General features: G+C 70.1%; 21 protein-coding genes. 4 read left to right on the forward strand and 17 right to left on the reverse strand.

Going from position 1 to position 22908, the window contains the following annotated elements:
* Nucleotides 1-52 precede the first annotated feature (52 nt).
* The 5 genes from ACZ6C6_RS22055 to ACZ6C6_RS22075 all read right to left on the reverse strand — a co-directional run bounded on the left by ACZ6C6_RS22055 (nucleotide 53) and on the right by ACZ6C6_RS22075 (nucleotide 4701).
* Nucleotides 53-1396: a dicarboxylate/amino acid:cation symporter gene (locus ACZ6C6_RS22055; RefSeq protein WP_469204970.1), complete on the reverse strand. Its 1344-nt coding sequence runs from the start codon at nucleotides 1394-1396 to the stop codon at nucleotides 53-55.
* Between the two features lie 408 nt (nucleotides 1397-1804).
* A complete protein-coding gene (locus ACZ6C6_RS22060) occupies nucleotides 1805-2059 on the reverse strand; it encodes a DUF4229 domain-containing protein (RefSeq protein WP_469205033.1) in 255 nt (84 codons plus the stop codon).
* Between the two features lie 132 nt (nucleotides 2060-2191).
* A complete protein-coding gene (locus ACZ6C6_RS22065; protein WP_469204971.1) occupies nucleotides 2192-2716 on the reverse strand; it encodes a GNAT family N-acetyltransferase in 525 nt (174 codons plus the stop codon).
* A gap of 123 nt (nucleotides 2717-2839) precedes the next feature.
* Nucleotides 2840-4003: an aminofutalosine synthase MqnE gene (gene mqnE, locus ACZ6C6_RS22070; RefSeq protein WP_018104321.1), complete on the reverse strand. Its 1164-nt coding sequence runs from the start codon at nucleotides 4001-4003 to the stop codon at nucleotides 2840-2842.
* A 242-nt stretch (nucleotides 4004-4245) separates the two neighbouring features.
* Complete coding sequence (locus ACZ6C6_RS22075; protein ID WP_361033830.1) at nucleotides 4246-4701, reverse strand: Lrp/AsnC family transcriptional regulator; 456 nt, start codon at nucleotides 4699-4701, stop codon at nucleotides 4246-4248.
* Nucleotides 4702-4833: 132 nt separating this feature from the next.
* On the opposite strand from ACZ6C6_RS22075, the gene ACZ6C6_RS22080 reads away from it, so the two are divergent.
* Nucleotides 4834-4971 (forward strand): hypothetical protein, encoded by a 138-nt coding sequence (locus tag ACZ6C6_RS22080; protein WP_469204972.1) that lies wholly within the window; start codon nucleotides 4834-4836, stop codon nucleotides 4969-4971.
* Nucleotides 4972-4996: 25 nt separating this feature from the next.
* On the opposite strand, the gene ACZ6C6_RS22085 is transcribed toward ACZ6C6_RS22080, so the two are convergent.
* The 3 genes from ACZ6C6_RS22085 to ACZ6C6_RS22095 are packed head-to-tail and all read right to left on the reverse strand — an operon-like array spanning nucleotide 4997 to nucleotide 8076.
* Nucleotides 4997-5662 (reverse strand): UbiX family flavin prenyltransferase, encoded by a 666-nt coding sequence (locus tag ACZ6C6_RS22085; RefSeq protein ID WP_265543643.1) that lies wholly within the window; start codon nucleotides 5660-5662, stop codon nucleotides 4997-4999.
* 42 nt (nucleotides 5663-5704) lie between these two features.
* Nucleotides 5705-6622: a menaquinone biosynthesis prenyltransferase MqnP gene (gene mqnP / locus ACZ6C6_RS22090; protein WP_469204973.1), complete on the reverse strand. Its 918-nt coding sequence runs from the start codon at nucleotides 6620-6622 to the stop codon at nucleotides 5705-5707.
* Nucleotides 6619-8076: a menaquinone biosynthesis decarboxylase gene (locus ACZ6C6_RS22095; protein WP_469204974.1), complete on the reverse strand. Its 1458-nt coding sequence runs from the start codon at nucleotides 8074-8076 to the stop codon at nucleotides 6619-6621. Before ACZ6C6_RS22095 ends, mqnP begins: the two co-directional genes overlap by 4 nt.
* Nucleotides 8077-8166: 90 nt before the next feature.
* On the opposite strand from ACZ6C6_RS22095, the gene ACZ6C6_RS22100 reads away from it, so the two are divergent.
* Nucleotides 8167-8553 (forward strand): PLD nuclease N-terminal domain-containing protein, encoded by a 387-nt coding sequence (locus tag ACZ6C6_RS22100; protein ID WP_265543636.1) that lies wholly within the window; start codon nucleotides 8167-8169, stop codon nucleotides 8551-8553.
* On the opposite strand, the gene ACZ6C6_RS22105 is transcribed toward ACZ6C6_RS22100, so the two are convergent.
* From ACZ6C6_RS22105 to hemL, 8 genes are all read right to left on the reverse strand, one after another.
* Nucleotides 8550-9452 (reverse strand): aminoglycoside phosphotransferase family protein, encoded by a 903-nt coding sequence (locus ACZ6C6_RS22105; protein ID WP_469204975.1) that lies wholly within the window; start codon nucleotides 9450-9452, stop codon nucleotides 8550-8552. The two genes, ACZ6C6_RS22100 and ACZ6C6_RS22105, sit on opposite strands and share 4 nt — an antisense overlap.
* Before the next feature lie 77 nt (nucleotides 9453-9529).
* A complete protein-coding gene (gene ccsB / locus ACZ6C6_RS22110; protein WP_469204976.1) occupies nucleotides 9530-10618 on the reverse strand; it encodes a c-type cytochrome biogenesis protein CcsB in 1089 nt (362 codons plus the stop codon).
* Nucleotides 10615-12336, reverse strand: a complete 1722-nt coding sequence (resB, locus tag ACZ6C6_RS22115; RefSeq protein ID WP_469204977.1) for a cytochrome c biogenesis protein ResB — start codon at nucleotides 12334-12336, stop codon at nucleotides 10615-10617. The genes ccsB and resB overlap by 4 nt, the downstream gene beginning before the upstream one ends.
* 6 nt (nucleotides 12337-12342) lie before the next feature.
* The gene (locus ACZ6C6_RS22120) at nucleotides 12343-13083 is read right to left on the reverse strand and encodes a cytochrome c biogenesis CcdA family protein (protein WP_469205034.1); all 741 of its coding nucleotides are present in this window, start codon (nucleotides 13081-13083) and stop codon (nucleotides 12343-12345) included.
* Nucleotides 13084-13108: 25 nt separating this feature from the next.
* Nucleotides 13109-13717 (reverse strand): TlpA family protein disulfide reductase, encoded by a 609-nt coding sequence (locus tag ACZ6C6_RS22125; protein ID WP_469204978.1) that lies wholly within the window; start codon nucleotides 13715-13717, stop codon nucleotides 13109-13111.
* Nucleotides 13718-13784: 67 nt separating this feature from the next.
* Nucleotides 13785-15056 (reverse strand): polysaccharide deacetylase family protein, encoded by a 1272-nt coding sequence (locus tag ACZ6C6_RS22130; protein ID WP_469204979.1) that lies wholly within the window; start codon nucleotides 15054-15056, stop codon nucleotides 13785-13787.
* Between the two features lie 220 nt (nucleotides 15057-15276).
* Entirely contained in the window at nucleotides 15277-15966 is a 690-nt protein-coding gene (locus tag ACZ6C6_RS22135; RefSeq protein ID WP_161211123.1) for a histidine phosphatase family protein, read from the reverse strand.
* Complete coding sequence (gene hemL, locus ACZ6C6_RS22140; RefSeq protein WP_469205035.1) at nucleotides 15963-17279, reverse strand: glutamate-1-semialdehyde 2,1-aminomutase; 1317 nt, start codon at nucleotides 17277-17279, stop codon at nucleotides 15963-15965. Before hemL ends, ACZ6C6_RS22135 begins: the two co-directional genes overlap by 4 nt.
* A 130-nt stretch (nucleotides 17280-17409) precedes the next feature.
* Between hemL and ACZ6C6_RS22145 the strand changes: the two genes are divergently transcribed.
* Nucleotides 17410-18006, forward strand: coding sequence for a hypothetical protein (locus ACZ6C6_RS22145; protein ID WP_405937373.1), 597 nt, complete (start codon nucleotides 17410-17412; stop codon nucleotides 18004-18006).
* 81 nt (nucleotides 18007-18087) lie between these two features.
* On the forward strand, nucleotides 18088-19035 hold the full coding sequence (locus tag ACZ6C6_RS22150; RefSeq protein WP_469204980.1) for a helix-turn-helix domain-containing protein: 948 nt from the start codon (nucleotides 18088-18090) through the stop codon (nucleotides 19033-19035).
* Nucleotides 19036-19092: 57 nt separating this feature from the next.
* On the opposite strand, the gene ACZ6C6_RS22155 is transcribed toward ACZ6C6_RS22150, so the two are convergent.
* Nucleotides 19093-22767, reverse strand: a complete 3675-nt coding sequence (locus ACZ6C6_RS22155) for a S8 family peptidase (RefSeq protein ID WP_469204981.1) — start codon at nucleotides 22765-22767, stop codon at nucleotides 19093-19095.
* Nucleotides 22768-22908: the final 141 nt, after the last annotated feature.

Below are 22908 nucleotides of genomic sequence, written 5' to 3' on the forward strand. Positions count from 1 at the left end.
CGAGGGCCCCTCCTCCGCACGGGAGAAGGGGCCCTCAGGTGACGCGAGGCGGTCAGGCGGCGACCGGGACGCGCTCCGGCTCGGTGTCGCGGACCTCGTCCTCGTCCACCGGGGAGGCGGAGGCCGAGTTGTAGGCGTCGTGGTCCAGGATCTTCTCGCGCGCCGAGACGATCACCGGGACGAGCGCCTGGCCGGCCACGTTGGTGGCGGTGCGCATCATGTCCAGGATCGGGTCGATGGCCATCAGCAGGCCGACGCCCTCCAGCGGCAGGCCCAGGGTCGACAGGGTCAGCGTCAGCATGACCGTGGCGCCGGTCAGACCGGCGGTGGCCGCCGAACCGATGACCGAGACGAACGCGATCAGGATGTAGTCACCGACACCCAGCTGCACGTCGAAGATCTGCGCGATGAAGATCGCGGCGAGCGCCGGGTAGATCGCGGCGCAGCCGTCCATCTTGGTGGTGGCGCCGAACGGGACGGAGAAGGAGGCGTACTCCTTCGGAACGCCCAGGCGCTCGGTGACCTTCTGGGTGACCGGCATGGTGCCGACCGAGGAGCGCGAGACGAACGCCAGCTGGATCGCGGGCCAGGCGCCCTTGAAGAACTGGAGCGGGCTCAGCTTGGCGACGGTGGCGAGCAGCAGCGGGTAGACGCCGAACAGCACCAGGGCGCAGCCGATGTAGACGTCGGCGGTGAACGTCGCGTACTTGCCGATGAGGTCCCAGCCGTAGTCGGCGATCGCGTAGCCGATGAGGCCGACGGTGCCGATCGGGGCGAGGCGGATGACCCACCACAGGGCCTTCTGGAGGAGTTCCAGGACGGCTTCGCTGAGGGTGAGGATCGGCTGCGCCTTCTCACCGAGCTTCAGGGCGGCGATGCCGGCGACGGCGGCCATGAAGACGATCTGCAGGACGTTCAGCTCGGCGAACGGCGTGATGACGTTGTCCGGGATGATGCCGGTCAGGAAGTCGAGCCAGGAGCCGGCGTGCTCGGGGAGCTTGCCGTCCTTCGGGGTGAGGCCGGTGCCGGAGCCCGGGTTGGTGATCAGGCCGATCGTGAGGCCGATGGCCACGGCGATCAGCGAGGTGATCATGAACCAGAGCAGGGTGCGGGTCGCCAGCCGGGCGGCGTTGTTGACCTTGCGCAGGTTGGTGATCGACACCAGGATCGCGAAGAAGACGAGGGGCGCGACGGCCAGCTTCAGCAGCTGGACGAAGATGTGGCCGACCTTGTCGAGCGTGGTGTACAGCCAGTCGATGTCCTGGCTGCGGGCGAGCCAGCCGAGCAGGACACCGAGGACCAGACCGGCGACGATCTGGGCCCAGAACGGGACCTTGGGTATGCGGAAGCCGGAGCCCGCGGGCTTCTCGGCGGTGGACGCGGGGTTCGCGGACACGGACACACTCCAGATGTGACGCATCGGGACGCACGGGGACGGTGTGCGGGGGACGGGGGTGCGGCGCCCGCGTCAGGGGCGGCGCCGCTGCATGGTGCCGGTATCAGACGTTGCGGCAACAGACCGCGGACATACAGCGGCAGAGATCGACATGAAGGCGCTCCACGAGCGGGACGCTCGTGGCAGATCGGAGGCGCACATCAGTCTTCATGCCGAACACGTTAACACTTGAACTTTGAGAACCTCAAAGGTCTTCTTTGATACGAGAGAGCGCTCCGCACCGGCCCCCGGCCGCCCGGAATCCCCAACTCCGCCTGGATGCACGAAAAACCCCAGTACAGGAGCGACTGCTCCCGTGCCGGGGTTCGACGGAAAAAGGTGGGGCGTGTGAGGAAGCTTACGTTCCCTTTACTGCGTGACACCGTCCTCGCGCGTGCGGTTGGCCTCCAGGCGGGCCTTGGCGCGGTCGACGGAGGAGACGATCTGCTCGGACATCTCGTCGCGCTGCTTGCGCAGCAGGACGTAGCTCAGCGGCGCGGACAGCACCAGGGCGAGCAGGATGACCCAGACGACGTTGGACCCGCCGACCCCGGACGGGATCACCCCGAAGTGGACGGCGATGGCGGCGACGACGAAGCAGCCGACGAAGATGCTGAGACGCATCGCGGTGTACCGGATCGTTGCGCTCGGCTTGGCAGCGGACACAGCTGGCCTTCTCTCTACGTACGACAGTCCTGCCCGACCAGTGAAGCATGCCCCGCAATCGATCGATTCGCTGGGCCGTGCCCCGAACGCTCAGCCCAGCGGCAGGAGCATGAAGACGTCGTCCCGGTCGTCGCCCTCGGCCACCCGGATCGCCCCGGGGACGCGCCCGACCTCCTTGTAGCCGCAGGCGGCGTAGAAGCGGTCGGCGCCGGTGCCGCCCCGGCAGGTCAGCCGGATCGCCTCGATGCCCTCGGTCGCGCGCGCCGCCTCCGCGACCGCCTCCATCAGATCGCGGCCGTACCCCTGGCCCTGGTGGCGGGGGTGGACCATGACGGTGTACGCCCACAGCCAGTGCCGCATCAGCCGGTGCGTGTTGAGCGTGAGGAACGCGGTGGCGGCGACGCGCCCCTCCTCGTCGCGGCCGACGACCAGCCGGGTCAGCCCCTCGGTCAGGGCGACCTGGTGCTTGAGCAGCTCCGGCCGGATGTCCGCCTCCGACACCGGCGGCACAAAGCCCACCGCTCCGCCCGCGTTGGAGACATCGGTCCAGAGCGTGACGATGCCTTCCCGCAAGGGCCGGTCGTAGGTCGGGTCCACCTCAAATGTAAGAGCCATAGGCGCAGATTAACTATTACAGGCCGCAGGTTCAACCGGGCCCGGAACGCGAGAAAGCTCCGGCCGGGGACGGTGGCCGGAGCTTTCGTACGTGCAGCGTCGCGCGCGCGGCGCGCGCCGGGGTCAGACCCGCATCGGCTGCGGCGACTCGCGCCGCTCCGCGTCCGGGCCCGGGTACTCGCGGATGATCTCGTACCGCGTGTTGCGCTCGACGGGCCGGAAGCCCGCGTCCCGGATCAGGTCGAGCAGGTCCTCGCGGGTCAGCTTGTTCGGCGTGCCGTAGTTGTCCGCGTCGTGCGTGATCTTGTACTCGACGACCGAGCCGTCCATGTCGTCCGCGCCGTGCTGGAGCGCGAGCTGCGCGGTCTGCACGCCGTGCATCACCCAGAACACCTTGACGTGCGGCACGTTGTCGAACAGCAGCCGGGAGACGGCGAAGGTCTTCAGCGCCTCGGCGCCGGTCGCCATCGTGGTCCGCGCCTGGAGCTTGTTGCGGACCTTGCCGTCCTTCATGTCCACGAAGTCGTGCTGGTAGCGCAGCGGGATGAAGACCTGGAAGCCGCCGGTCTCGTCCTGGAGCTCACGCAGCCGCAGCACGTGGTCGACGCGGTGCCGGGGCTCCTCGATGTGCCCGTACAGCATGGTCGCCGGCGTCTTCAGCCCCTTCTCGTGGGCGAGCCGGTGGATGCGCGACCAGTCCTCCCAGTGGGTGTTGTGGTCCACGATGTGCTGGCGGACCTCCCAGTCGAAGATCTCCGCGCCGCCGCCGGTCAGCGATTCGAGACCGGCCTCGATCAGCTCGTCCAGGATCTCCGACGCGGAGAGCTTGGAGATGGTCTCGAAGTGGTGGATCTCGGTGGCGGTGAACGCCTTCAGGGAGACCTGCGGCAGCGCCTCCTTGAGCGCGCTGAGCGAGCGCGGGTAGTACCGCCACGGCAGGGAGGGGTGCAGCCCGTTGACGATGTGCAGCTCGGTGAGGTTCTCGCCCTCCATCGCCTTGGCGAGCTTCACCGCCTCCTCGATGCGCATCGTGTAGGCGTCCTTCTCCCCCGGCTTGCGCTGGAAGGAGCAGTACGCGCACGAGGCGGTGCACACGTTGGTCATGTTGAGGTGACGGTTGACGTTGAAGTGGACGACGTCACCGTTCTTGCGCGTGCGCACCTGGTGGGCCAGCCCGCCGAGCCAGGCCAGGTCGTCGGACTCGTAGAGCGCGATCCCGTCCTCGCGACTCAGCCGTTCACCGGCTTCGACCTTCTGCTCCAGTTCGCGCTTGAGTCCCGCGTCCACCAGTGCTCCTCAATTCCTCGCCGTACCGAACCCAGCCACCGTACGCCTAGCGTTCCGACCGGCAACGTTTGCCCCGCAAGGAGCGTCGTCCAGTGCGTGCGATCGCAAGGCGGCCAAAAGCCCTTGGATGGGGTCTCCCCTGCTCGTCAAGAGCTTGGGGAAGGAGCTACCAGGGCTTTTGGCCAACGCGGCGAGCGTGCGTGCTGGGCGGCGCGACGGGGCAAAGCTTGCCGGGAGGGGCGCTAGCGTTCCTCGGGGAGGTCTCCGACCCGGTTCTCCCACTTGGTGGAGAGCACGATGGTGGTACGGGTGCGCGAGACGCCCTTCGTGGAGCTGAGGCGGCTGATCGTCTTCTCCAGGCCGTCCACGTCGCCCACCCGGACCTTGAGCATGTACGAGTCGTCGCCCGCGATGAACCAGGCGTCCTCGATCTCCGCGAGGTCCTTCAGCCGGTGCGCCACGTCCTCGTGGTCGGCGGCGTCGGAGAGCGAGATGCCGATGAGGGCCGTGACGCCGAGGCCGAGCGAGGCCGCGTCGACGGTGGCGCGGTAGCCCGTGATGACACCGGCGGATTCCAGCCGGTTGATGCGGTCGGTGACGCTGGGCCCGGAGAGCCCGACGAGCCGCCCGAGCTCGGCGTACGACGCCCTGCCGTTCTCCCGGAGGGCCTGGATGAGCTGCCTGTCCACCGCGTCCATGTGACTGAAACCTTCCATTGTTCAGCAGTACCGCAAGTCTACGTGTAGAATCTAAGGCGCGCAGGCGTTGAAGCCTGCAAATCTTCTCGCACAACCAAAAATCGCTTACGAATCTTCAGGAGTGACGACACCGTGTACACGATCGAGATGGCCTACGCCCGGATGCGCGAGCTTCAGGACCTGGCCAACCGCTCGCGTGCCCACCACCCGGCCGCCGCCCTCCGGGTCGACCGCATCCGCGGCCCCCGGCGCGCGCCCAAGAAGCGCTGACCTCCGGAAAGCCCGGACCACCCGGTCAGCCCGGGGAGCCGCCACCCAGCTCCCCCTCCCAGCGGCGGTACAGCCGGTGCGGCACACCCGCCGCGTCCAGCACCCGCCCCGCGACGAAGTCCACCAGATCCTGGATGTGCGTCGCCCCCGCGTAGAAGCCCGGCGAGGCGGGCAGCACGACCGCGCCCGCCTCGTCCAGGGCCACCAGCTGCTTCAGCGTCTGCCCGCTCAACGGCGTCTCCCGGACCGCGACCACCAGCTTCCGCCGCTCCTTGAGCGTCACGCTCGCCGCCCGCTGCAACAGGTCCTTCGACAGCCCGAGCGCCACCCCCGCCACGCACGCCGTCGAGGCCGGGACGATCAGCATCCCCTTGGCCGGATACGACCCCGAGGACGGCCCCGCGGCCAGATCACCGGCCGCCCAGTGGCGCACCCCCGACAGGTCCACGTCGAAGGTCTCCGGCTTGCCGTCCGCACCCCGCGCCAGCCAGGCCGCCAGGTCCTCGCGCCAGTGCGCGTCGCGGTAGGAGATCCCGGTCTCGTCCAGGATCGTCAGCCGCGAGGCCCGGCTCACGACCAGATCCACGCTCTCCCCCGCAGCCAGCAGGCCGCGCAGCACCGCGGCGGCGAATGGCGTGCCCGAAGCGCCGGAAACCCCGACAATCCAAGGCATTCGCTGCTGCTGACTCACTGAAGACCGGGAATCCACACCCCCGAGCCTATCCGGCACCGCTCACACCGTGAGTCCGCGCACCACCAGATCCAGCAGCGCGCAGACGAACAGCGCGATCCCGATGAAGCCGTTGACCGAGAAGAACGCCCGGTTCAGCCGCGACAGGTCGTGCGGGCGCACCACCCGGTGCTCGTACACGAAGGCGACCGAGACGATCACCATGCCGATCCAGTAGAAGACCTCCGCGTCCGTGGCGAGGCCGAACCAGACCAGCAGGCCCGTCGTCACCACGTGGCACACCCGCGCGCCCCACAGCGCGGCCGGGATGCCGAAGCGCGCCGGGAAGGACAGCACCCCGTGCGCCCGGTCGGCCTGCACGTCCTGGCAGGCGAAGATCAGGTCGAAGCCGCCGATCCAGATGCCGACGGCGAGCCCCAGGATCACCGCGTCCCCCGACCAGCTGCCGGTCACCGCGAGCCAGGCCCCGACCGGGCCCATGGCCTGGGCGAGCCCCAGGATCGCGTGCGGGAAGTTCGTGAACCGCTTGCCGTACGGGTAGACGACCATCGGGACCACCGCGACCGGCGCCAGCACCAGGCAGAGCGGGTTCAGCAGGGCGGCGGCCCCGAGGAACACGACGACGGCGACGAGCGCCCCGGTCCACGCCGACTTCACCGACACCGCGCCGGTCACCAGCTCACGGCCCGCGGTGCGCGGATTGCGGGCGTCGATCTCGCGGTCGATGATCCGGTTCGCGGCCATCGCGAACGTCCGCAGCCCGACCATCGCGATCGTGACGAGCAGCAGCGTGCCCCACTGGACCGACCCGCCGTCCTGGAACATCGCGGTCAGGGCTGCGATGTACGCGAAGGGCAGCGCGAAGACGGAGTGCTCGATCATCACGAGCCGCAGGAACGCCTTCACCCTGCTGTTCGGTTGCGCGGGCCCCGATCCCAGGGTCGCTTCGGCTGCGCTCACAGTCCGTATTCCTTCCACCGGCGGTCCACCAGGGCCGCCGTCTCCGGGTCCGACTCGACCATGTCCGGCCAGCCCCCGTCCCGCGTGTACCCCTCCTCGGGCCACTTCTTCGTCGCGTCGATGCCCGCCTTGCCGCCCCAGAACTGCTGGTACGAGGCGTGGTCGAGGTGGTCGACGGGACCCTCGCTGACCACCAGGTCACGGGCGTAGTCCGTGTTGCCGAGGGCCCGCCAGGCCACCTCGTGCAGGTCGTGGACGTCGCAGTCGGAGTCCACGACGACGATCAGCTTCGTCAGCGACATCATGTGCGCGCCCCAGATCGCGCTCATCACCTTCTGCGCGTGCTTCGGGTACTTCTTGTCGATCGAGACGATCGCGCAGTTGTGGAAGCCGCCGGCCTCCGGCAGGTGGTAATCCACGATGTCCGGGACGATGATCTTGAGGAGCGGCAGGAAGAACCGCTCGGTGGCCCGTCCCAGCGGCCCGTCCTCGGTCGGCGGCCGGCCGACCACGATCGACTGGAGCAGCGGCCGCTTCCGCATGGTCACGCAGTCGATGGTCAGTGCGGGGAACGGTTCCTGCGGGGTGTAGAACCCGGTGTGGTCGCCGAACGGCCCCTCGGGCAGCGTCTTGCCCGGCTCCAGCCAGCCTTCGATGACGACCTCGGCGTTGGCCGGGACCTGGAGCGGCACGGTCCTGCAGTCGACCATCTCGATCCGCTTGCCCTGGAGGAACCCGGCGAACATGTACTCGTCGATGTCCTCGGGCAGCGGCGCGGTGGAGGCGTACGTGACGGCGGGCGGCGCACCGAACGCGATGGCGACGGGCAGCCGCTCCCCGCGCCGGGCGGCGACCTGGTAGTGGTTGCGGCTGTCCTTGTGGATCTGCCAGTGCATCCCGATGGTGCGCCGGTCGTGGCGCTGGAGCCGGTACAGCCCGAGGTTGCGGATGCCGGTCTCGGGGTGCTTGGTGTGGGTGAGCCCCAGGTTGAAGAAGGAGCCGCCGTCCTTGGGCCAGGTGAACAGCGCGGGCAGCAGGTCCAGGTCCACGTCGTCGCCGGTGAGGACGACCTCCTGGACGGGCGCGTTCTCGCCCTTCACCTTCTTCGGCGGCACGTGCACCATCGACCCGAGCTTCCCGAAGACCTCCCGCACCCCGACGAAGCCGTGCGGCAGCTCGGGCCGGAGCAGCCCGCCGATCTTGTCGCTGATCTCGCCGTAGGACTTCAGCCCGAGCGCCTTGAGCAGCCGCTTGTCGGTGCCGAAGACGTTCATGGCCAGGGGCATCGAGGACCCCTTGACGTTCTCGAAGAGCAGCGCGGGCCCGCCGGCCTTGTTCACCCGGTCGACGATCTCACCGACCTCCAGATACGGGTCGACCTCGGCCTTGATGCGCTTGAGCTCGCCCTCGCGCTCCAGAGCCCGGAGGAGGGATCGAAGATCGTCGTAAGCCATACGGACAAGTATCGGCCACCCGCTACCCTGGGCCCGTCACCGGGGCGGGGCAAAAGCCCCGCCAACTCTCCTCGGGGGGACCTTTCCACCATGCTCCGGGCTCTGATCTACCTTCTGCCGCTGGCGCTGACGATCTTCGCGTTCATCGACTGCCTGAACACCCCGGAGGACGAGGCCAAGCACCTGCCGAAGATCGCCTGGGTCTTCATCATCCTGCTGTTCTGGATCGTCGGCCCGATCGTCTGGCTGGCCGCCGGCAAGGTCCGCCAGGCGCCCGCCGGAGGCCGTACGCCCTCCGAGTGGCACCGCAACCACCGTCAGCAGTGGGTCGCTCCGGACGACAACCCGGACTTCCTGAAGTCGCTGAAGGAGGAGAACAAGAAGGACGAGGCACTGCTCAAGGACTGGGAGGCGGACCTGCGCCGCCGCGAGGAGGAGCTGAAGCGCCGCGAGAACGGCACGGAGGAAGCCTCCTAGACGGCAACCGCCGGGTCCAGGAGGCGGGCGAGCGTGCGACGGCCCAGGGCGCTCATCGGCGGGTTGCTCTCCGCGTAATACCAGACCAGGCCCATCGCCTGCTCGAACGCCCACGCCCTGCCGCGCTCCCAGTCGAGGTCGTCGCAGCCCAGCGCCCGCCGGAACACCTCGCGCGGGCCCGGGCCCAGCAGGTGCCAGGCGCCCACCAGGTCCAGCGCCGGGTCGGCCGGGCCGAAGCCGCCGGTGTCGAGGACGCCGCCGAGCCGGCCGCCCAGGACCAGGACGTTGCCCGGGATCAGGTCGCCGTGGCTCATCACGTCGGGGCTCGTCCGCGGCAGCTCCCGGAAGCCGTTCCACAGCGCGCGCAGCGGGGCCACGTCGAGCAGGCCCTCGCTCCCCTCGAAGCACGTGGCCATCCAGCCGTCGTGGTCGGCGATCACCCCGCCGCGCCCCTGTCCGCCGAAGGACCGGCCCCGCGTGTCGGCGTCCCGGAGGCCGGCGACGAAGTCCGCGAGGTCCTGGGCGAAGGCGTCGGAGCCGCCCGGGTCGGCGTCGAAGCCGTTGGCTCCGGGCAGCCAGGTCTGGACGGCCCAGGGCATGGGGTAACCGGCGCCGGGCGCGCCGAGGGCGACCGGTTCCGGGGCGGGGAAGCGGGAGACGCGCGCCAGCTCCGCGGCCGCCCGGGCCTCCCGTTCCAGGGCGGCCAGCGCCTCGGCGGGGGCGGCCCGGTGCAGCGGGAAGCGGGCGGAGAGGCCGTCGCCGATGCGGAAGATGGTGTTCATCGTGCCGGTGGAGGCCAGGGGGCGGACGGCCTCGCCGGCCCACTGCGGGAACTGGTCGCGGATCAGGGCCGCGACGGTCCCTGCGGTCACGTCCACCTGGTCGTCGTGCATGGTCATGCGCTGCCCCTCCCCCGGGGAAAGACCGCTGCCCGCCCCGGCGGACCGGAGGCGGGCAGCTGTCGTCGTGCGGTGCGTCAGACGCCGGCGTACGAGTGCTTGCCGGTGACGAAGATGTTGACGCCGTAGTAGTTGAACAGCCAGCAGCCGAAGGCGACCAGGGCCAGGTAGGCGGCCTTGCGGCCCTTCCAGCCGGCGGTGGCGCGGGCGTGCAGGTAGGCGGCGTACGCGACCCAGGTGATGAAGGACCAGACCTCCTTGGGGTCCCAGCCCCAGTAGCGGCCCCAGGCGTCGCCCGCCCAGATCGCGCCCGCGATGATCGTGAAGGTCCACAGCGGGAAGACGGCGGCGTTGACCCGGTACGAGAACTTGTCGAGGGTCGACGCGGAGGGCAGCCGGGAGAGCACCGACTGCGCGAAGGCGCCGGGCTCCTGGCCGTTCGCGAGCTTGTTCTCGTAGCTGTCGCGGAAGAGGTAGAGCAGGGTGCCGACCGCGCCGATGTAGAAGACGGCGCCGCAGATGATGGCGGTGGAGACGTGGATCCACAGCCAGTACGAGTGCAGCGCGGGCACCAGCTGGTCGCTGGAGGTGTAGAGCACCGTGGTCGCGATGCCGAGGTCCAGCAGGACGGTGGTGACGAGCAGGAGCCCCATCCAGCGGACGTTCTTCTTCAGCGCGAGCAGGACCAGGTACGCGCCGACCGCCACCGTGGAGAAGGTGATGGAGAACTCGTACATGTTGCCCCAGGGCGCGCGCTGCACGGACAGCGCGCGGGCGACGACGCCGCCGGCCTCGACCAGGAACGCGAGGACGGTCAGCGAGACCGCCATCCGCCCGTAGAGGTCGCCCTTGAAGGTGCCGCCGGCGGCGCCGGGCCCGTCAGGCACGTCCCGCGAGCCGGTGGCGGACCGGGTGATGACCTTGGGCTTCTCCAGGACGGCGGTGCCCCCGCCCTGGGTGGCGACCTGGACCTTCACCGTCCCGGCCGCCGCGGCGGCCTCCTCGGTGGTGAGCGCGGCGGCGGTGCGGCCGACCTTGCTGCGGCTGCCGAACACCCACTCCGCGATGTGCGCGAAGAAGGCCAGGGTGTAGACGGCCATCGACGAATAGATCAGCACATTGCTGGTGTGTGCCAGATTCTCGTTGGTTGCGGCGGCGAGATTCACTTCTCTGCCCCTTCGGCGGGTTCTACGGAGGACGCCTCGGCGACGTCGCTGTCGGTGCCGGGCGCGGTGGGCGCCTCGGCGTTGAGCGTGACCGCGAGGTCGGCCAGCTCCTCGGGAAGCTTCGCGGACTCGCTGCGGCCGAGCCCGGCCATCTCGACCACGGTGATGCCGTCGGCGCCGCGTACGGCCCGGATCCAGACGCGTCGGCGCTGGATGAACAGGGAGCCGGCGAGTCCGGCGATGGCGGCGATGGCGCCGGTGAGCGCCCAGCCGCTGGCGGGCTGTTCGGAGATCTGGAAGCTCGCCCACTCCTGAAGGCCCTCGAAGGTGATGGAACCGGCCCCGTCGGGCAGCTTCATCGTCTCGCCGACGAGGAGGCGCTGCTTGAGCTGCTTGCCGTCGGCGGTCTTGAACTCCTTCATCTTGCTCGTGTCCAGCTGGTACACGTTCTGCGCGATGCCGGAGTCGACGCCGACGGAGCCGTGGTAGCCGTTGAGCGCGAGGACGGGGAAGTCGGCGGCCGGGAACTGGGACCACATGGTGCCCTTGCCCTTGCCCGCGAAGGTCGGCACGAAGAACGCCTGGAAGCCCAGCTGCTCCGACTTGCCGTTCTTGTCGCGGTAGCCGTCGAGCACCTTGATGGCGCCGCTCGACGTGACGTTGTTGTCGAGGGGCAGCAGCGGGACGGCGGACTTGAAGATCTCCTTGCCCCGGCCGTCCTTGACGGAGATGACGGGGGCGTAGCCGTGGGCGTTGAGGTAGACCTTGGTGCCGTGGACGACGAGGGGTTCGTTGACCTTGATGACCTTCTTCTGCGGCTTGCCGTACGCGCCGTCGGAGAAGGTCACGCGCGCCTCGTACGTACGCGGGGTGCCGATCTGCGGCCCCTTGCGCTCGTACGTGCCGATGAAGTCGTCCAGGGTGAAACTGAACGGGGTCAGCTCGTCCTCGTCGTAGAGCGAACCGGACTTGAAGTTGTCGTACTGGGTGGTCGTGTTGGAGAAGCCGTCGCCCTCGACGACCAGCTTGGCACCCTCGTACTTGAAGAGCTGGCCCCAGGCGAAGGCGACGAGCATCACGATGAGCGCGATGTGGAAGATCAGGTTCCCGGCCTCGCGCAGGTAGCCCTTCTCGGCGGCGACGGCGTCACCGGTGAGGTGGGCCCGGTAGCGGCGTCTGCGGACGATCGCGAGCGCGGCCTCGTGGACCTTCTCCGGCTCGGCCTCGGTGCGCCAGGTGGTGTACGCGGGCAGCCGGGTGAGGCGCTTGGGGGCGCCCGGCGGGCGGCTGCGGAGCTGGCCGACGAAGGTGGCGGTGCGCGGGACGATGCAGCCGATGAGCGAGACGAACAGCAGGATGTAGATCGCGGAGAACCACACCGAGCTGTAGACGTCGAAGAACTGGAGCTTCTCGTAGATCGGCGTGACGACGGTGTGCGCGTCCTTGAACGTCTGCACCTTCAGCTCGTCCACGCTGTTCTGCGGGATCAGCGAGCCGGGGATGGCGCCGAGGGAGAGCAGGAAGAGCAGGATCAGCGCGACCCGCATGGAGGTGAGCTGGCGCCAGAACCAGCGGATCCAGCCGATGACGCCCATGGCGGGGAGGTTCGCCAGGGACTCCTCGCGGGGGGCGGTGGAGAGCTGGGAGCCGGCGGCGCCGAGCTCAGCTGCGTTCTCCTGGTCCCGCTCCTCGGAGCGGTTGGAGGTGGTGTTGCTCATTGGTACTCAGATCCCCACCTGGAAGCCGTCCGACCAGCCCTGTAGTTCCTGCATCATGCTGCCCCACGCGCCTGTGAGCAGGAGCAGCCCGGTCACGATCATCATTCCGCCGCCGATGCGCATCACCCAGGCGTAGTGGCGCTTGACCCAGCCGAACGCGCCGAGCGCCTTGCGGAAGGCGACGGCGGCGAGCACGAAGGGGATGCCCAGGCCCAGGCAGTAGGCCACGGTCAGTATGGCGCCGCGCCCGGCGGTGCCCTGGTTCATCGCGAGGATGGACACCGAGCTGAGCGTGGGCCCGAGGCACGGGGTCCAGCCGATGCCGAAGAGGGCGCCGAGCAGCGGGGCGCCGACCAGGCCGGTCACCGGTTTCCGGTGGATACGGAATTCGCGCTGCGTCATCCACGGCATGAGGCCCATGAAGAAGACGCCCATGAGGATCATCAGCACGCCGAGCACCTTGGTGAGGGGCCCGCTGTTGGCCTGGAGGGTGTCGCCGAAGTAGCCGAAGAGGGCGCCGCCGGAGACGAACACGGCGGTGAAGCCGGCGACGAAGAGCGAGGCGCCCGCGACCATCCGGCCGCGCCGGGCCTCGGCCAGGTCGGCGCCGCTGACCCCGGTGACGTAGCTGAGGTAGCCGGGGACGAGCGGCAGGACGCAGGGCGAGAAGAAGGAGACGAGCCCGCCGAGCAGGGCGATGGGCAGGGCGACCAGCAGGGCACCGTTCAGGACGGTGTTGTTCTGCATGGCGGCGGCGAGGGTGCTCACCTGATCACTTCTCCGCGATCAGCGGGTCGAGCATCTTGTGCAGATCGGTGTCGTCCATCGGGCCCACGAAGCGGGCGGCGAGCTTGCCGTCCCGGTCTATCACCACGGTCGACGGGATGGACTGGAGCCTGAAGGTGCCCTTGGGGAAGCGGAGCAGGAGCTTCCCGGTCCGGTCGTAGAAGCTGGGGTAGGGGGTCTCGTGGCTCTTCTCGAACTCGGCGGCGTTGCTCTTGGAGTTGTCGCGGGTGTTGATGCCCACGAACTGCACGCCCTTGTCCTTGGTGGCCTCGGCGACCTGCTTGAAGTACTTCGCTTCGAGCCGGCAGGGGGCGCACCAGGAGCCCCAGGCGTTGAGGACGATGATCTTGCCCTTGTAGTCGGCGAGATCGAGCTGCTTGCCGTCCACGGTCTCGCCGTCGAGCTCCGGCGCGTCGGCGCGCTCGCCCTTGGGCGCGGTGGCGATTCCGCCGGTGCCCGTGACGAAGTTGGTGTCGCCGCCGCCGGTGGTCTTGTTGCCGGAGTCGCACGCGGTCAGCGTCAGTGCGAGGGCGGCGGCCGCCAGGGGGGCGGCGAGCAGCGTGAAGCGGCGTCGGGGTGCGCGGCCATGGCTCATGTGAAAAGTTTCGCATGGCCGTTCCGGGGATCTTGGGCACCCCCCTCGGTGCCCGTAAAGCCCGTTGTCAGGCTCGTTTAAAGAAGGTGTTCCAGCCGCCCGCGGGCGCTTCACCGACCTGGAGTGTACGGAGCTTGTCGAGGACCGCCGGGTCCTGGACGTCGAGCCAGTCCACGAACTGCCGGAAGGAGACGAGGCGCACATCCGGTTTCCCGGCGATCTGCTTGAGCGTCTCCTCGACGGCGTCCATATAGATGCCGCCGTTCCACTCCTCGAAGTGGTTTCCGATGTAGAAGGGCGCACGGTTCGTCTCGTAGGCGCGCTTGAATCCGCTGAGGTAGGACTGCGTGGCCTGTTCGCGCCAGCCGGGATAGCGGGAGGGCATTCCCCTGGTCGAGTTCTGCGACTGGTTGGCGAGGATGTTGTAGTCCATGGAGAGGACTTCGAAGGTGTGCCCGGGGAAGGGGATGCCCTGGAGCGGCAGGTCCCAGACCCCCTGGCGCTTGACCGGCCAGACCTGGGTGCCGCCGGGCGAGCTGGCGTCGTAGCGCCAGCCGAGCTTCTTGGCGGTGGGCAGCAGGTTGTCCTGGCCGAGGAGGCAGGGAGTGCGGCCGCCGACGAGTTCCTTGCGGTAATCGAAGGGGAGCGATTCCTCGCCGTTCCAGCCGGTGTTGGTGCGCCATTGGGTGACGAAGGAGATCGCCTGGTCGATTTCGCTCTGCCACTGGGCCGGCGTCCAGTTGGCGACCGATCCGGAGCCGGCGCAGAAATGCCCGTTGAAGTGGGTGCCGATCTCGTGGCCGTCGAGCCACGCCTGCCGGACGTTCTTCAGGGTCTCCTTGAGGTGGCCGTCGGTGAGATAGCCGATGTCGGAGGCGCCGACGGGGTTGTTCGGCGGGCGGTAGAGCGTTTTCTTCGATTCCGGCAGGAGATAGAGGCCGGAGAGGAAGAAGGTCATCGACGCGTCGTGTTCCCGGGCGAGTTCCAGAAAGCGCGGGAAGAGCCCGTTGCCGACCTCGCCGGCACCGTCCCAGGAAAAGATCACGAACTGCGGCGGCTTCTGCCCCGGCTCCAGCGGCACGGGGGCCTGCGGCTGCTTCGGCTGCTTCCCGGTGTAGGCGGTGGAACCGTCGCCGATCGCGCGGACGTCCTTCTTGTTTCCGGTGCCCTTGGAGGTTCCGCCGGCCGCCTTCTGTCCGGCTGCGCCCTTGTCCGGGTCCGGGCTTCCGTCTCCGGCGCCGGGGCCGGAGGAGCCGGTGGTGCCGCACCCCGCCATTCCGGCGGCGGCCGCGGCACCGAGACCGGCTCCGAGCAATCCCCTTCGGCTGATCTCACGCATGCGGCTTCCCATCTGCGGTCGTTTTGCCTTAAGTCCATACAAACTGGCAATCGCTTAGATGGGAGGAGCCACACGGAGGTTCCCCCAGATAGCACAAAATTCTTTACGAAACCAGACCCGACGTTGACCGAACAGAAGTACTAACTCCAGCCCGTCCGGCGATCGAGGACAAAACGCCGGCCGAGGTCGGCCCGGGCGGGGACTCAGGCCCGCAGGGCCGCTACGCGCCGAACCCCTTCGACGCCCCCTTCACCGGCTTCGCACCGGCCCGCAGATGCGCGGGGACGAGATCGCGGGCCGGCTCCGAATACCCGACGGAGACGATCTTGTCGCCCCGGTACGTGAAGCTGGTCAGCGAGGCGAGGGTGCACTGCCGCTTGCGCGGGTCGTGCCAGAGCCGCCGCCGCTCCACGAAGCTGCGGACGATCCAGATCGGCAGCTGGTGGCTGACGCAGACCGCCTCGTGCCCCCGGGCCGCGTCCCGGGCCGCGTCGAGCGCGCCCATCATGCGGACGACCTGCTCGATGTACGGCTCGCCCCAGGACGGGCGGAACGGGTTCGTCAGGTGCTTCCAGTTGTCCGGCTTGCGCAGCGCGCCGTCGCCGACGCCGAAGGTCTTGCCCTCGAAGACGTTGGCGGCCTCGATGAGCCGTTCGTCCGTGGCGAGGTCCAGGCCGTGCGCCTTGGCGATCGGGGTCGCGGTCTCCTGGGCGCGCTCCAGCGGGGAAGCGACGGCGTACGTGATGTCGCGCTTCTCCAGGTGCTCGGCGACCCGGTCGGCCATCTGCCGGCCCAGCTCGGAGAGGTGGTACCCGGGCCGGCGGCCGTAGAGCACGCCCTCCGGGTTGTGCACCTCGCCGTGGCGCATCAGGTGGACCACGGTGATGTCGTCGGGGTTCTTCTCGCTCATGCGGTGGCCTCCGAGGCGGCGCGGGCGGCGGCGGGCAGGGCGGCGGCGATGCGCTCGACGGCCTGCGTGTCGTGGGCGGTGGACACGAACCACGACTCGAACGCGGACGGCGGGAGGTAGACGCCCTGCGCCAGCATCGAGTGGAAGAACGGGGTGAAGCGGAAGGCGTCCTGCCGCTTGGCGTCCTCGTAGTCACGGACGGGCCCGTCCGTGAAGAACACGGAGAACATGTTGCTCGCCGCCTGGACGGTGTGCGCGACGCCCTCCTTGTCCAGGGCGGCGCTCACCAGACCCCGGATCTCGGCGGAGACCGCGTTCACCTTCGCGTACGCGGCGTCGTCGAGGAGCCGCAGCTGCGCGAGCCCGGCGGCGGTGGCGACCGGGTTCCCGGACAGCGTGCCCGCCTGGTAGACCGGGCCGGCCGGGGCCAGGTGCGCCATGACGTCGGCGCGCCCGCCGAACGCCGCGGCCGGGAAGCCGCCGCCCATGACCTTGCCGAAGGTCATCAGGTCCGGGCGGACCCCGTCGACGCCGTACCAGCCGGCCTTCGACGTACGGAATCCGGTCATCACCTCGTCGGAGATGTACAGCGCCCCGTTGGCCGCGCAGAGCTCCTTGAGCCCCGCGTTGAACCCGTCCAGCGGCGGGACGACGCCCATGTTGCCGGGCGACGCCTCGGTGATCACGCACGCGATCTCGCCGGGCCGCGCGGCGAACGCGGCGCGCACGGCCTCCAGGTCGTTGTACGGCAGCACGATCGTGTCGCCCGCCTGCGCGCCGGTGACCCCGGGGGTGTCCGGCAGCCCGAAGGTCGCGACGCCGGACCCGGCCGAGGCGAGCAGGGCGTCCACGTGGCCGTGGTAGCAGCCGGCGAACTTCACGACCTTGGCCCGGCCGGTGAACCCGCGGGCGAGGCGGATCGCGGACATGGTCGCCTCGGTCCCCGACGACACCAGCCGCACCTGCTCGACCGGCTCGACGCGCGCGACGATCTCCTCGGCGAGCGCGACCTCGCCCTCGCCGGGCGTACCGAACGAGGTACCGCGGGCGACGGCCTCCTGGACTGCGGCGATCACCTCGGGGTGGGAGTGGCCGAGGATCATCGGCCCCCACGAGCACACGAGGTCGACGTACTCCCGCCCGTCGGCGTCGGTCAGATACGGACCGGTACCGGACACCATGAACCGGGGCGTACCGCCCACGGCACGGAAGGCACGGACAGGAGAGTTCACGCCGCCGGGCGTCACGAGGGACGCGCGGTCGAAAAGCGTCTGCGAAACTGGGGCGTCATAGGGAAAGCTCACACATGCCATGGTGTCAGAGCCACGGACGGTCTTTGCGGACAGGTGTTTCACCGCACGCCCGTGGGGGAGGTCACTGACACGATGATCGGGTTGCACGGCGGGGGCTGTGCCTCCCAGTGAGTAGTCGGGTGGATGAGATATGCATCGCGGTGGCGGAGTGGGCGAAGGGACGGACGGCCCGGGGCCCGAGCCTGCCCGGCGCGGCCGGCACCGGCGGCGCGAGACCGAGCACACGCAGGGCATACAGGCCGGTGAGGCGCGGACAGGCGGCGGAGCCGGGAGCGGGAGTGGTGGCCGGGTGGGGGTGACCTACAAATATTTCGGTGCTCCCGACGGAGCCACCGCGGCACGCGTGCCCATCTCCATGCGCCCCGAGGAACTCGGCGGCGACGAGCTCGGCATGGGCGGCATGTTCACCAAGATCAAGCCGGAGACGGTGGCCGCGATGGTCCTCACGGGCATACAGGGCATACCTCTGCACAAGGTCCCCCCGCTGGAACTGGTCGTCCTGCACCCCGACTACGCGGTGGTCAAGCTCCCCATGACCGTGGTCGACCCGCTGCGCGGCGTCGGCGAGGAGTCGGTGGGCGCCGCCGCCTTCATCTGGTCCACGGTCCCGGACCGCGGCGGCCCGAGCGACGCGTTCAACGTCTACCAGCTGCTGCACGAGTGGCAGGACTTCTCGCACCGGCTGCACGACGCGGGGCATCAGGCGTACTGCCTGGTCTGGCCCTGACCGGGCGGCCATCGCACGCATCTGGGATGCTTCGCACGCACGGGTTCGGTGCATGCGCGCAGATCGGAAGCGGGAGCCGCTGTGAGCCTGGAGGATCTTGGACTGACAGCCGACGAGGCCGCTGTCTACCAGGCGCTGATCGCGCTCCCGTCGTCCGGCCCCGGCAAGCTGGCCGAGGTGGCCGGAGTGAGTGCGCGGCGGACGGCCGACGTCCTGAGCGCCCTGGCGGACCGGGGGCTGGTGCTGCGCGTCGCCGAAGGGTCCCGTTACGCGGCCGCACCGCCGGCCGTGTCCCTCGGGGCCGAACTCGCGGCCCGGCGCGAGCGCCTCCAGCGGGCCGAACTGGCCGTGGCCAGGCTCGCGGAGACATACCGGACGGCCACCGCCGACCGCGCCCAGCGGGATCTCGTGGAGATCATCGAGGGGACGGAGGCGATCCGCACGCGTTACCTCCAGCTCCAGCTCTCGGCGCGCGGCACCATCGACATCTTCTCGGCCGGCGCGCCCCAGGCCGTCACCCCGGCCGACAGCGCGGAGGTGACGGCCATCTCCCGCCGGGTGCGGGTGCGCGCCGTCGTCGACCAGGGATTCCTGAGTGAGCCGGGCGCATCGGACGAGGTCGCGCAGTCCCTCGCCGACGGTGTCGAGGTGCGAACGGTCACCGAGGTCCCCTACAAGCTGATTCTCTGCGACGGCGCCGTGGCGATGCTGCCCCTGCACGGGCGCGAGGCCGGAGTGGACCCGGCGGTGGTCCTGCGCGGCGGCCTGGCCCACGTGGCACGGGAGCTGTTCGAGCAGGTGTGGCAGCGGTCCCGCCCCTACCAGGAGCAGCCGCACGCCGACATCGACACGGTCGACGCGCACATTCTGCGGCTCCTGCTCGCCGGTCTCACGGACACGGCGGTGGCCGGGCAGGTACGGCTGTCGGTCCGCACCGTGCAGCGCAGGCTCCAGGCGCTCATGGCCAGGGCCGACGCGACGACGCGCCTCCAGCTCGGCTGGTACGCGCGGGACCGGGGCTGGGTGTGACGGAGCGGGGGCGGACCGTACGCCGGCCCGCCCCCGCCCGTGATCCCGCGACCCGCGTCAGCGCAGCGTGACCGCCCTGATGACGTCCTGCCGAACCGAGAGTCCGCCGGGTGCCGTGGCGGCCGCGCGGAGCGACACCGCCGTGGCGTCATGCGGCGTGCTGAGCCGCGTCGTCCACCGCCCGTCCCCGGTCCGCCGCAGCGGGGCGTCCTGCCAGGTCTCCCCGTCGTCGTACGACACCTGGAGCGTGGCGCTCTTCGCCGTCACCTCACCGGGAAACGTCTCCGCGTGCAGGCCGAGTTCGAGGGGCACGCCCGCTCGCACCGCTCCCCGCAGGTCCGTGTCGACGTCGTAGCCGAGGTTCAGCAGGGGCAGGTCGGCCCGTCCCAGGTCCTCGGGGGCCAACGGCCGGTAGTCGAAGCCCCAGGTGGTCTTCGTACGGGTCGACGTGGTCCAGACGGCGCTGGAGCGTTCGCCGGTCACCGTCAGCTCGTAGGAGCCCTGGGGCAGCTTGGACGCCCGGCCGGACCGGGCGTTGAACGCCGCCACCTGGACGCCGTCACGCGTCAGCGTGGTCCGGGCCGTGCCGCCGAAGCCGCTGTGGCCGTCGTCGCCGCCCGAGAGCACCGGGATGTTCCAGTTCAGCAGGGTGCGGGTGTGGTAGACGGCGTAGTCCCGGCCGAGGCGCGGTGCCTGGACCGGCTTGAACCACGCCCCGTCGTACGGCCGCCCGGCGGAGTAGGACGCGGTGTAGCCGCTCTCGCGGTAGCCTGCCGCGCCTCCCAGGCCCTCGTGCTGCTCCCACCAGCCGCCGAGGGCGTCCGTCCCGGGGGTGATGTACTCGGTGACGGACCGTCCGTAGCTCTCGTAGACGTCACCGCCGAGCGCGGGACCCCAGGCGGGCACGAAGTAGCGGCCTCCGAAGCCGGGTGTCCCGCTCGGGGCGTAGAAGCTGTTGTCCACGCGGGCGAGGTCGCCGTTGCGCGGGCGGTAGTCCAGCGCCTCCGCCTCGATGCCGTCCTGGAACTTCTGCACCAGGTCGTAGGTGTAGTCCGGGTACTGCCGCTGGGTCGTCCGCAGCTCGCCGCTGCCCGAGCGGGCCTCGGCGATCAGCCGGCTGCCCGCCGCGCGTCCGACCGAGGCGACTGTGACGTCCCCGCCGCCGGTGTAGCTCTGGTACAGCCTGGCGGGCCCGTCGTTGACGACGAGCAGCATCGCGGCGCCCGCGTCGGCGGCGGCCTTCGCCCGCGCGCTCGCGGTCACCGCGTCGCTTCGATCGATCACGACCGCCTTGCCCCGCGCGTCGAGACCCTGGTAGTCGGTGGCCGCGCCCCGGCCCGCGTACACCGTGCGGAGCGTGCGGGTTCCGTCGTGGTAGGCGGTGTCCGGCTGGGCGAGGAGGGGGACGTCGAACCCGCTGCCCGTGCGTGCCTCAAGGGCCTTCTGCCGCATCCGCCAGTGCAGGAACGCCTTCATCGATCCCTCGGCCGGCTTCTGGGCGGGCGTCAGGTACACGGAGTCGTACATGGCGGGCAGGAGCATGGAGCTGGACCAGTCGTGGTCCGCGGCACCGGCGTAGTCGCGCGCGATGCCGAAGATCCCGGTGGTCGCCTCGCTCTCCCGCTCCGTCCTCGCGTCCGCCTTGCGCGCCCGGCTCGCGTCGAGAGAGACGGTCGCCTGCGGGTGGTCCGGGCCGAGCGTCACCTCGGGGGCGAGCAGGAATGCCTTGCCGACCGAGTCCGCGTCGTCCCCGGGGACGTCCATGTACGACGAGGTGGTGTAGCGGCCCGGAGGCAGCCGCAGCGTCCTCTCGCCGTCGACGTCGAGGTACGTGGGCGCCGTGGCGGTGGGGTCGTAGAGGACGACCGAGTCCGTGGTGGGCTTCCCGTCGCGGTCCCGCACCTTGATCGTGTAGTCGTACATCTCCCGCTCCTTGAACAGAGCGAAGCCGGTGTGCGCGGCCACGGCGCCGGTCGCCACGTCGGTGGCGGTGACCTGGCCGGAGTAGGTGGTGCCCGCGGCGACCTTCGACGGGTCGAGTGTCAGCGTGACGGCGGCGGTGCCACCGGCCGGGAGCGCCACGCGTGACGCCGACAGCGTGTAGGCGTCCGCGTCGGTGCCCGTGGAGAGGTCGAGGGTGACGTCCCGGTCGGCGTCGTTGCGGTAGGTGATCGTACGGGCCGTCGGCCTGGCATCGGCGTTCGGCCAGTTGTAGGCGGCGGCCTCGACCGAGCCCGTCGCCTCGATCCCGGCGTCCACCGCCGCGCCCACGTCGATCCGGCCGGTGCCCACCTCGTAGGGCGTCTGCGCGGTCCGGGCGGCGGTCGTCATCAGCGTGTTCTTGATGCGCTCGCCGCTCCAGTCGGGGTGGCGCTGCTTGAGGATCGCGGCCGCGCCCGAGACGAGCGGTGTGGCCATCGACGTGCCGCTCATCGTCCGGTAGAGCCCGCCGGGCCAGCCGGGCACGGACTGCGAGGCGGCGGCGGTGACGTCCACGCCGGGCGCCGAGACATCCGGCTTCAGCCCGTGGCTGCCGTCCAGCGGCCCCTGGCTGGAGAACGGGGCCCGCTCGTCGTTCCCGTCGACCGCGCCGACCGTCAGCGCGGCGGCCGCGGCGCCCGGCGAGCCGATGCTGCCCGGGTCGTACGCGTTGCCCGCGGCGATGACGTAGAGCGGGCCGCCACCGGCCGAAAGGGCGTCCACAGCCTGCGACATGGGGTCGTCGCCGTCGGACGGCAGGGGAGATCCCAGGCTCATGGAGACGATGTCGGCGCCCTGTTCCTTCGCCCACTCCATACCCGCGATCGAGTTGGAGTCGGCACCGGAGCCCGAGTTGCCGAGCACCTTGCCCACCAGCAGCCGGGCGCCCGGCGCGGCGCCCTTCTCCGTGCCGCCGGAAGCGGCGCCGGTGCCCGCGATGGTGGACGCGACGTGCGTGCCGTGGCCGTTCCCGTCGTCCACGGTCTCGCCCGCGACGAAGCTCTTGGACTCCTCGACCTGGCCGACGAGATCCGGGTGGTCCAGGTCGGCGCCGGTGTCGAGGACCGCGACCCTGACGCCCTTGCCGTCGTACCCCTTCTTCCAGGCGGTGTCCGCTCCGATCTGCGCGGTGTCGTCGGCGAGCGAGGCCGTGACCCGTCCGTCGAGCCAGAGCTTGCCGATGCCGCCGGCCAGGGCGCGCGGGGCAGCCCCCGGGGCGACGTTCTTCCAGAAGCCCCGTGCGCCCCCCTTGCCCACGCTCAGGACGGTCGCGTCGATCGAGCCGAGCGTGCGTACCTTCGCCGCGCCTCCGGGAACTGCCGGGGGCCGGGCCGACCGGCCTCGGCCGGAGGGTGTCGCGATCAGCGGCACGACGCCGTGGTGGGCGTCGTCGTATCCCATCCGCGCCAACTCGGTGACGTCGAACAGGCGCACGTCAAGCTTGTCGGCGGCCAGCAACGACTTGGCCCGTTCCGGGACCACGTACGTGTGGCCGCCCTGGGTCTGTACCTGTACGCCCCGGCCGTCGTCCGCGGGATCGACCGTCACGACGTCCTGGGCACCGGGGAGGTCGGTGTAGTGCACGACGTCACCGGTGATCAGAGTGATGTCGTACGGCGTGCCGGGCGCCCCGCTCGGCTGCGGTGTCCCGGACGTGTCCGCCACCGCGGTGGGTACGGCCGCCCATCCGGTGAGCGCCATGGTCAGCGCGGTGGCAGCCGGCAGGAACCGGCGCCTGGTTATGGATCTCATGGGATCGGTTTAGTCAGCGGATCAAATTTTGCACAGCCATGCGGGCTGTCGGATCGCCGACATGGCGGAAACAGGACTCCTCCCGGGAGAGCCACCGACCCCGTCAACCCCGCCCCCGCCTGCGCTCACATGCTCGAAGGA

It is taken from the genome of Streptomyces sp. NPDC041814, assembly GCF_055590565.1.

Bases quoted from the DNA above. Each gene is read 5' to 3' on its own strand.
- ACZ6C6_RS22060 (WP_469205033.1), bottom strand. From the start codon at position 2,059: ATGCGTCTCAGCATCTTCGTCGGCTGCTTCGTCGTCGCCGCCATCGCC.
- ACZ6C6_RS22065 (WP_469204971.1), bottom strand. From the start codon at position 2,716: ATGGCTCTTACATTTGAGGTGGACCCGACCTACGACCGGCCCTTGCGG.
- ACZ6C6_RS22075 (WP_361033830.1), bottom strand. From the start codon at position 4,701: ATGGACGCGGTGGACAGGCAGCTCATCCAGGCCCTCCGGGAGAACGGC.
- ACZ6C6_RS22095 (WP_469204974.1), bottom strand. From the start codon at position 8,076: ATGGCTTACGACGATCTTCGATCCCTCCTCCGGGCTCTGGAGCGCGAG.
- ACZ6C6_RS22100 (WP_265543636.1), top strand. From the start codon at position 8,167: ATGCTCCGGGCTCTGATCTACCTTCTGCCGCTGGCGCTGACGATCTTC.
- ACZ6C6_RS22105 (WP_469204975.1), bottom strand. From the start codon at position 9,452: ATGACCATGCACGACGACCAGGTGGACGTGACCGCAGGGACCGTCGCG.
- resB (WP_469204977.1), bottom strand. From the start codon at position 12,336: ATGAGCAACACCACCTCCAACCGCTCCGAGGAGCGGGACCAGGAGAAC.
- ACZ6C6_RS22120 (WP_469205034.1), bottom strand. From the start codon at position 13,083: ATGCAGAACAACACCGTCCTGAACGGTGCCCTGCTGGTCGCCCTGCCC.
- ACZ6C6_RS22125 (WP_469204978.1), bottom strand. From the start codon at position 13,717: ATGAGCCATGGCCGCGCACCCCGACGCCGCTTCACGCTGCTCGCCGCC.
- ACZ6C6_RS22130 (WP_469204979.1), bottom strand. From the start codon at position 15,056: ATGCGTGAGATCAGCCGAAGGGGATTGCTCGGAGCCGGTCTCGGTGCC.
- ACZ6C6_RS22135 (WP_161211123.1), bottom strand. From the start codon at position 15,966: ATGAGCGAGAAGAACCCCGACGACATCACCGTGGTCCACCTGATGCGC.
- hemL (WP_469205035.1), bottom strand. From the start codon at position 17,279: ATGGCATGTGTGAGCTTTCCCTATGACGCCCCAGTTTCGCAGACGCTT.
- ACZ6C6_RS22145 (WP_405937373.1), top strand. From the start codon at position 17,410: ATGCATCGCGGTGGCGGAGTGGGCGAAGGGACGGACGGCCCGGGGCCC.
- ACZ6C6_RS22155 (WP_469204981.1), bottom strand. From the start codon at position 22,767: ATGAGATCCATAACCAGGCGCCGGTTCCTGCCGGCTGCCACCGCGCTG.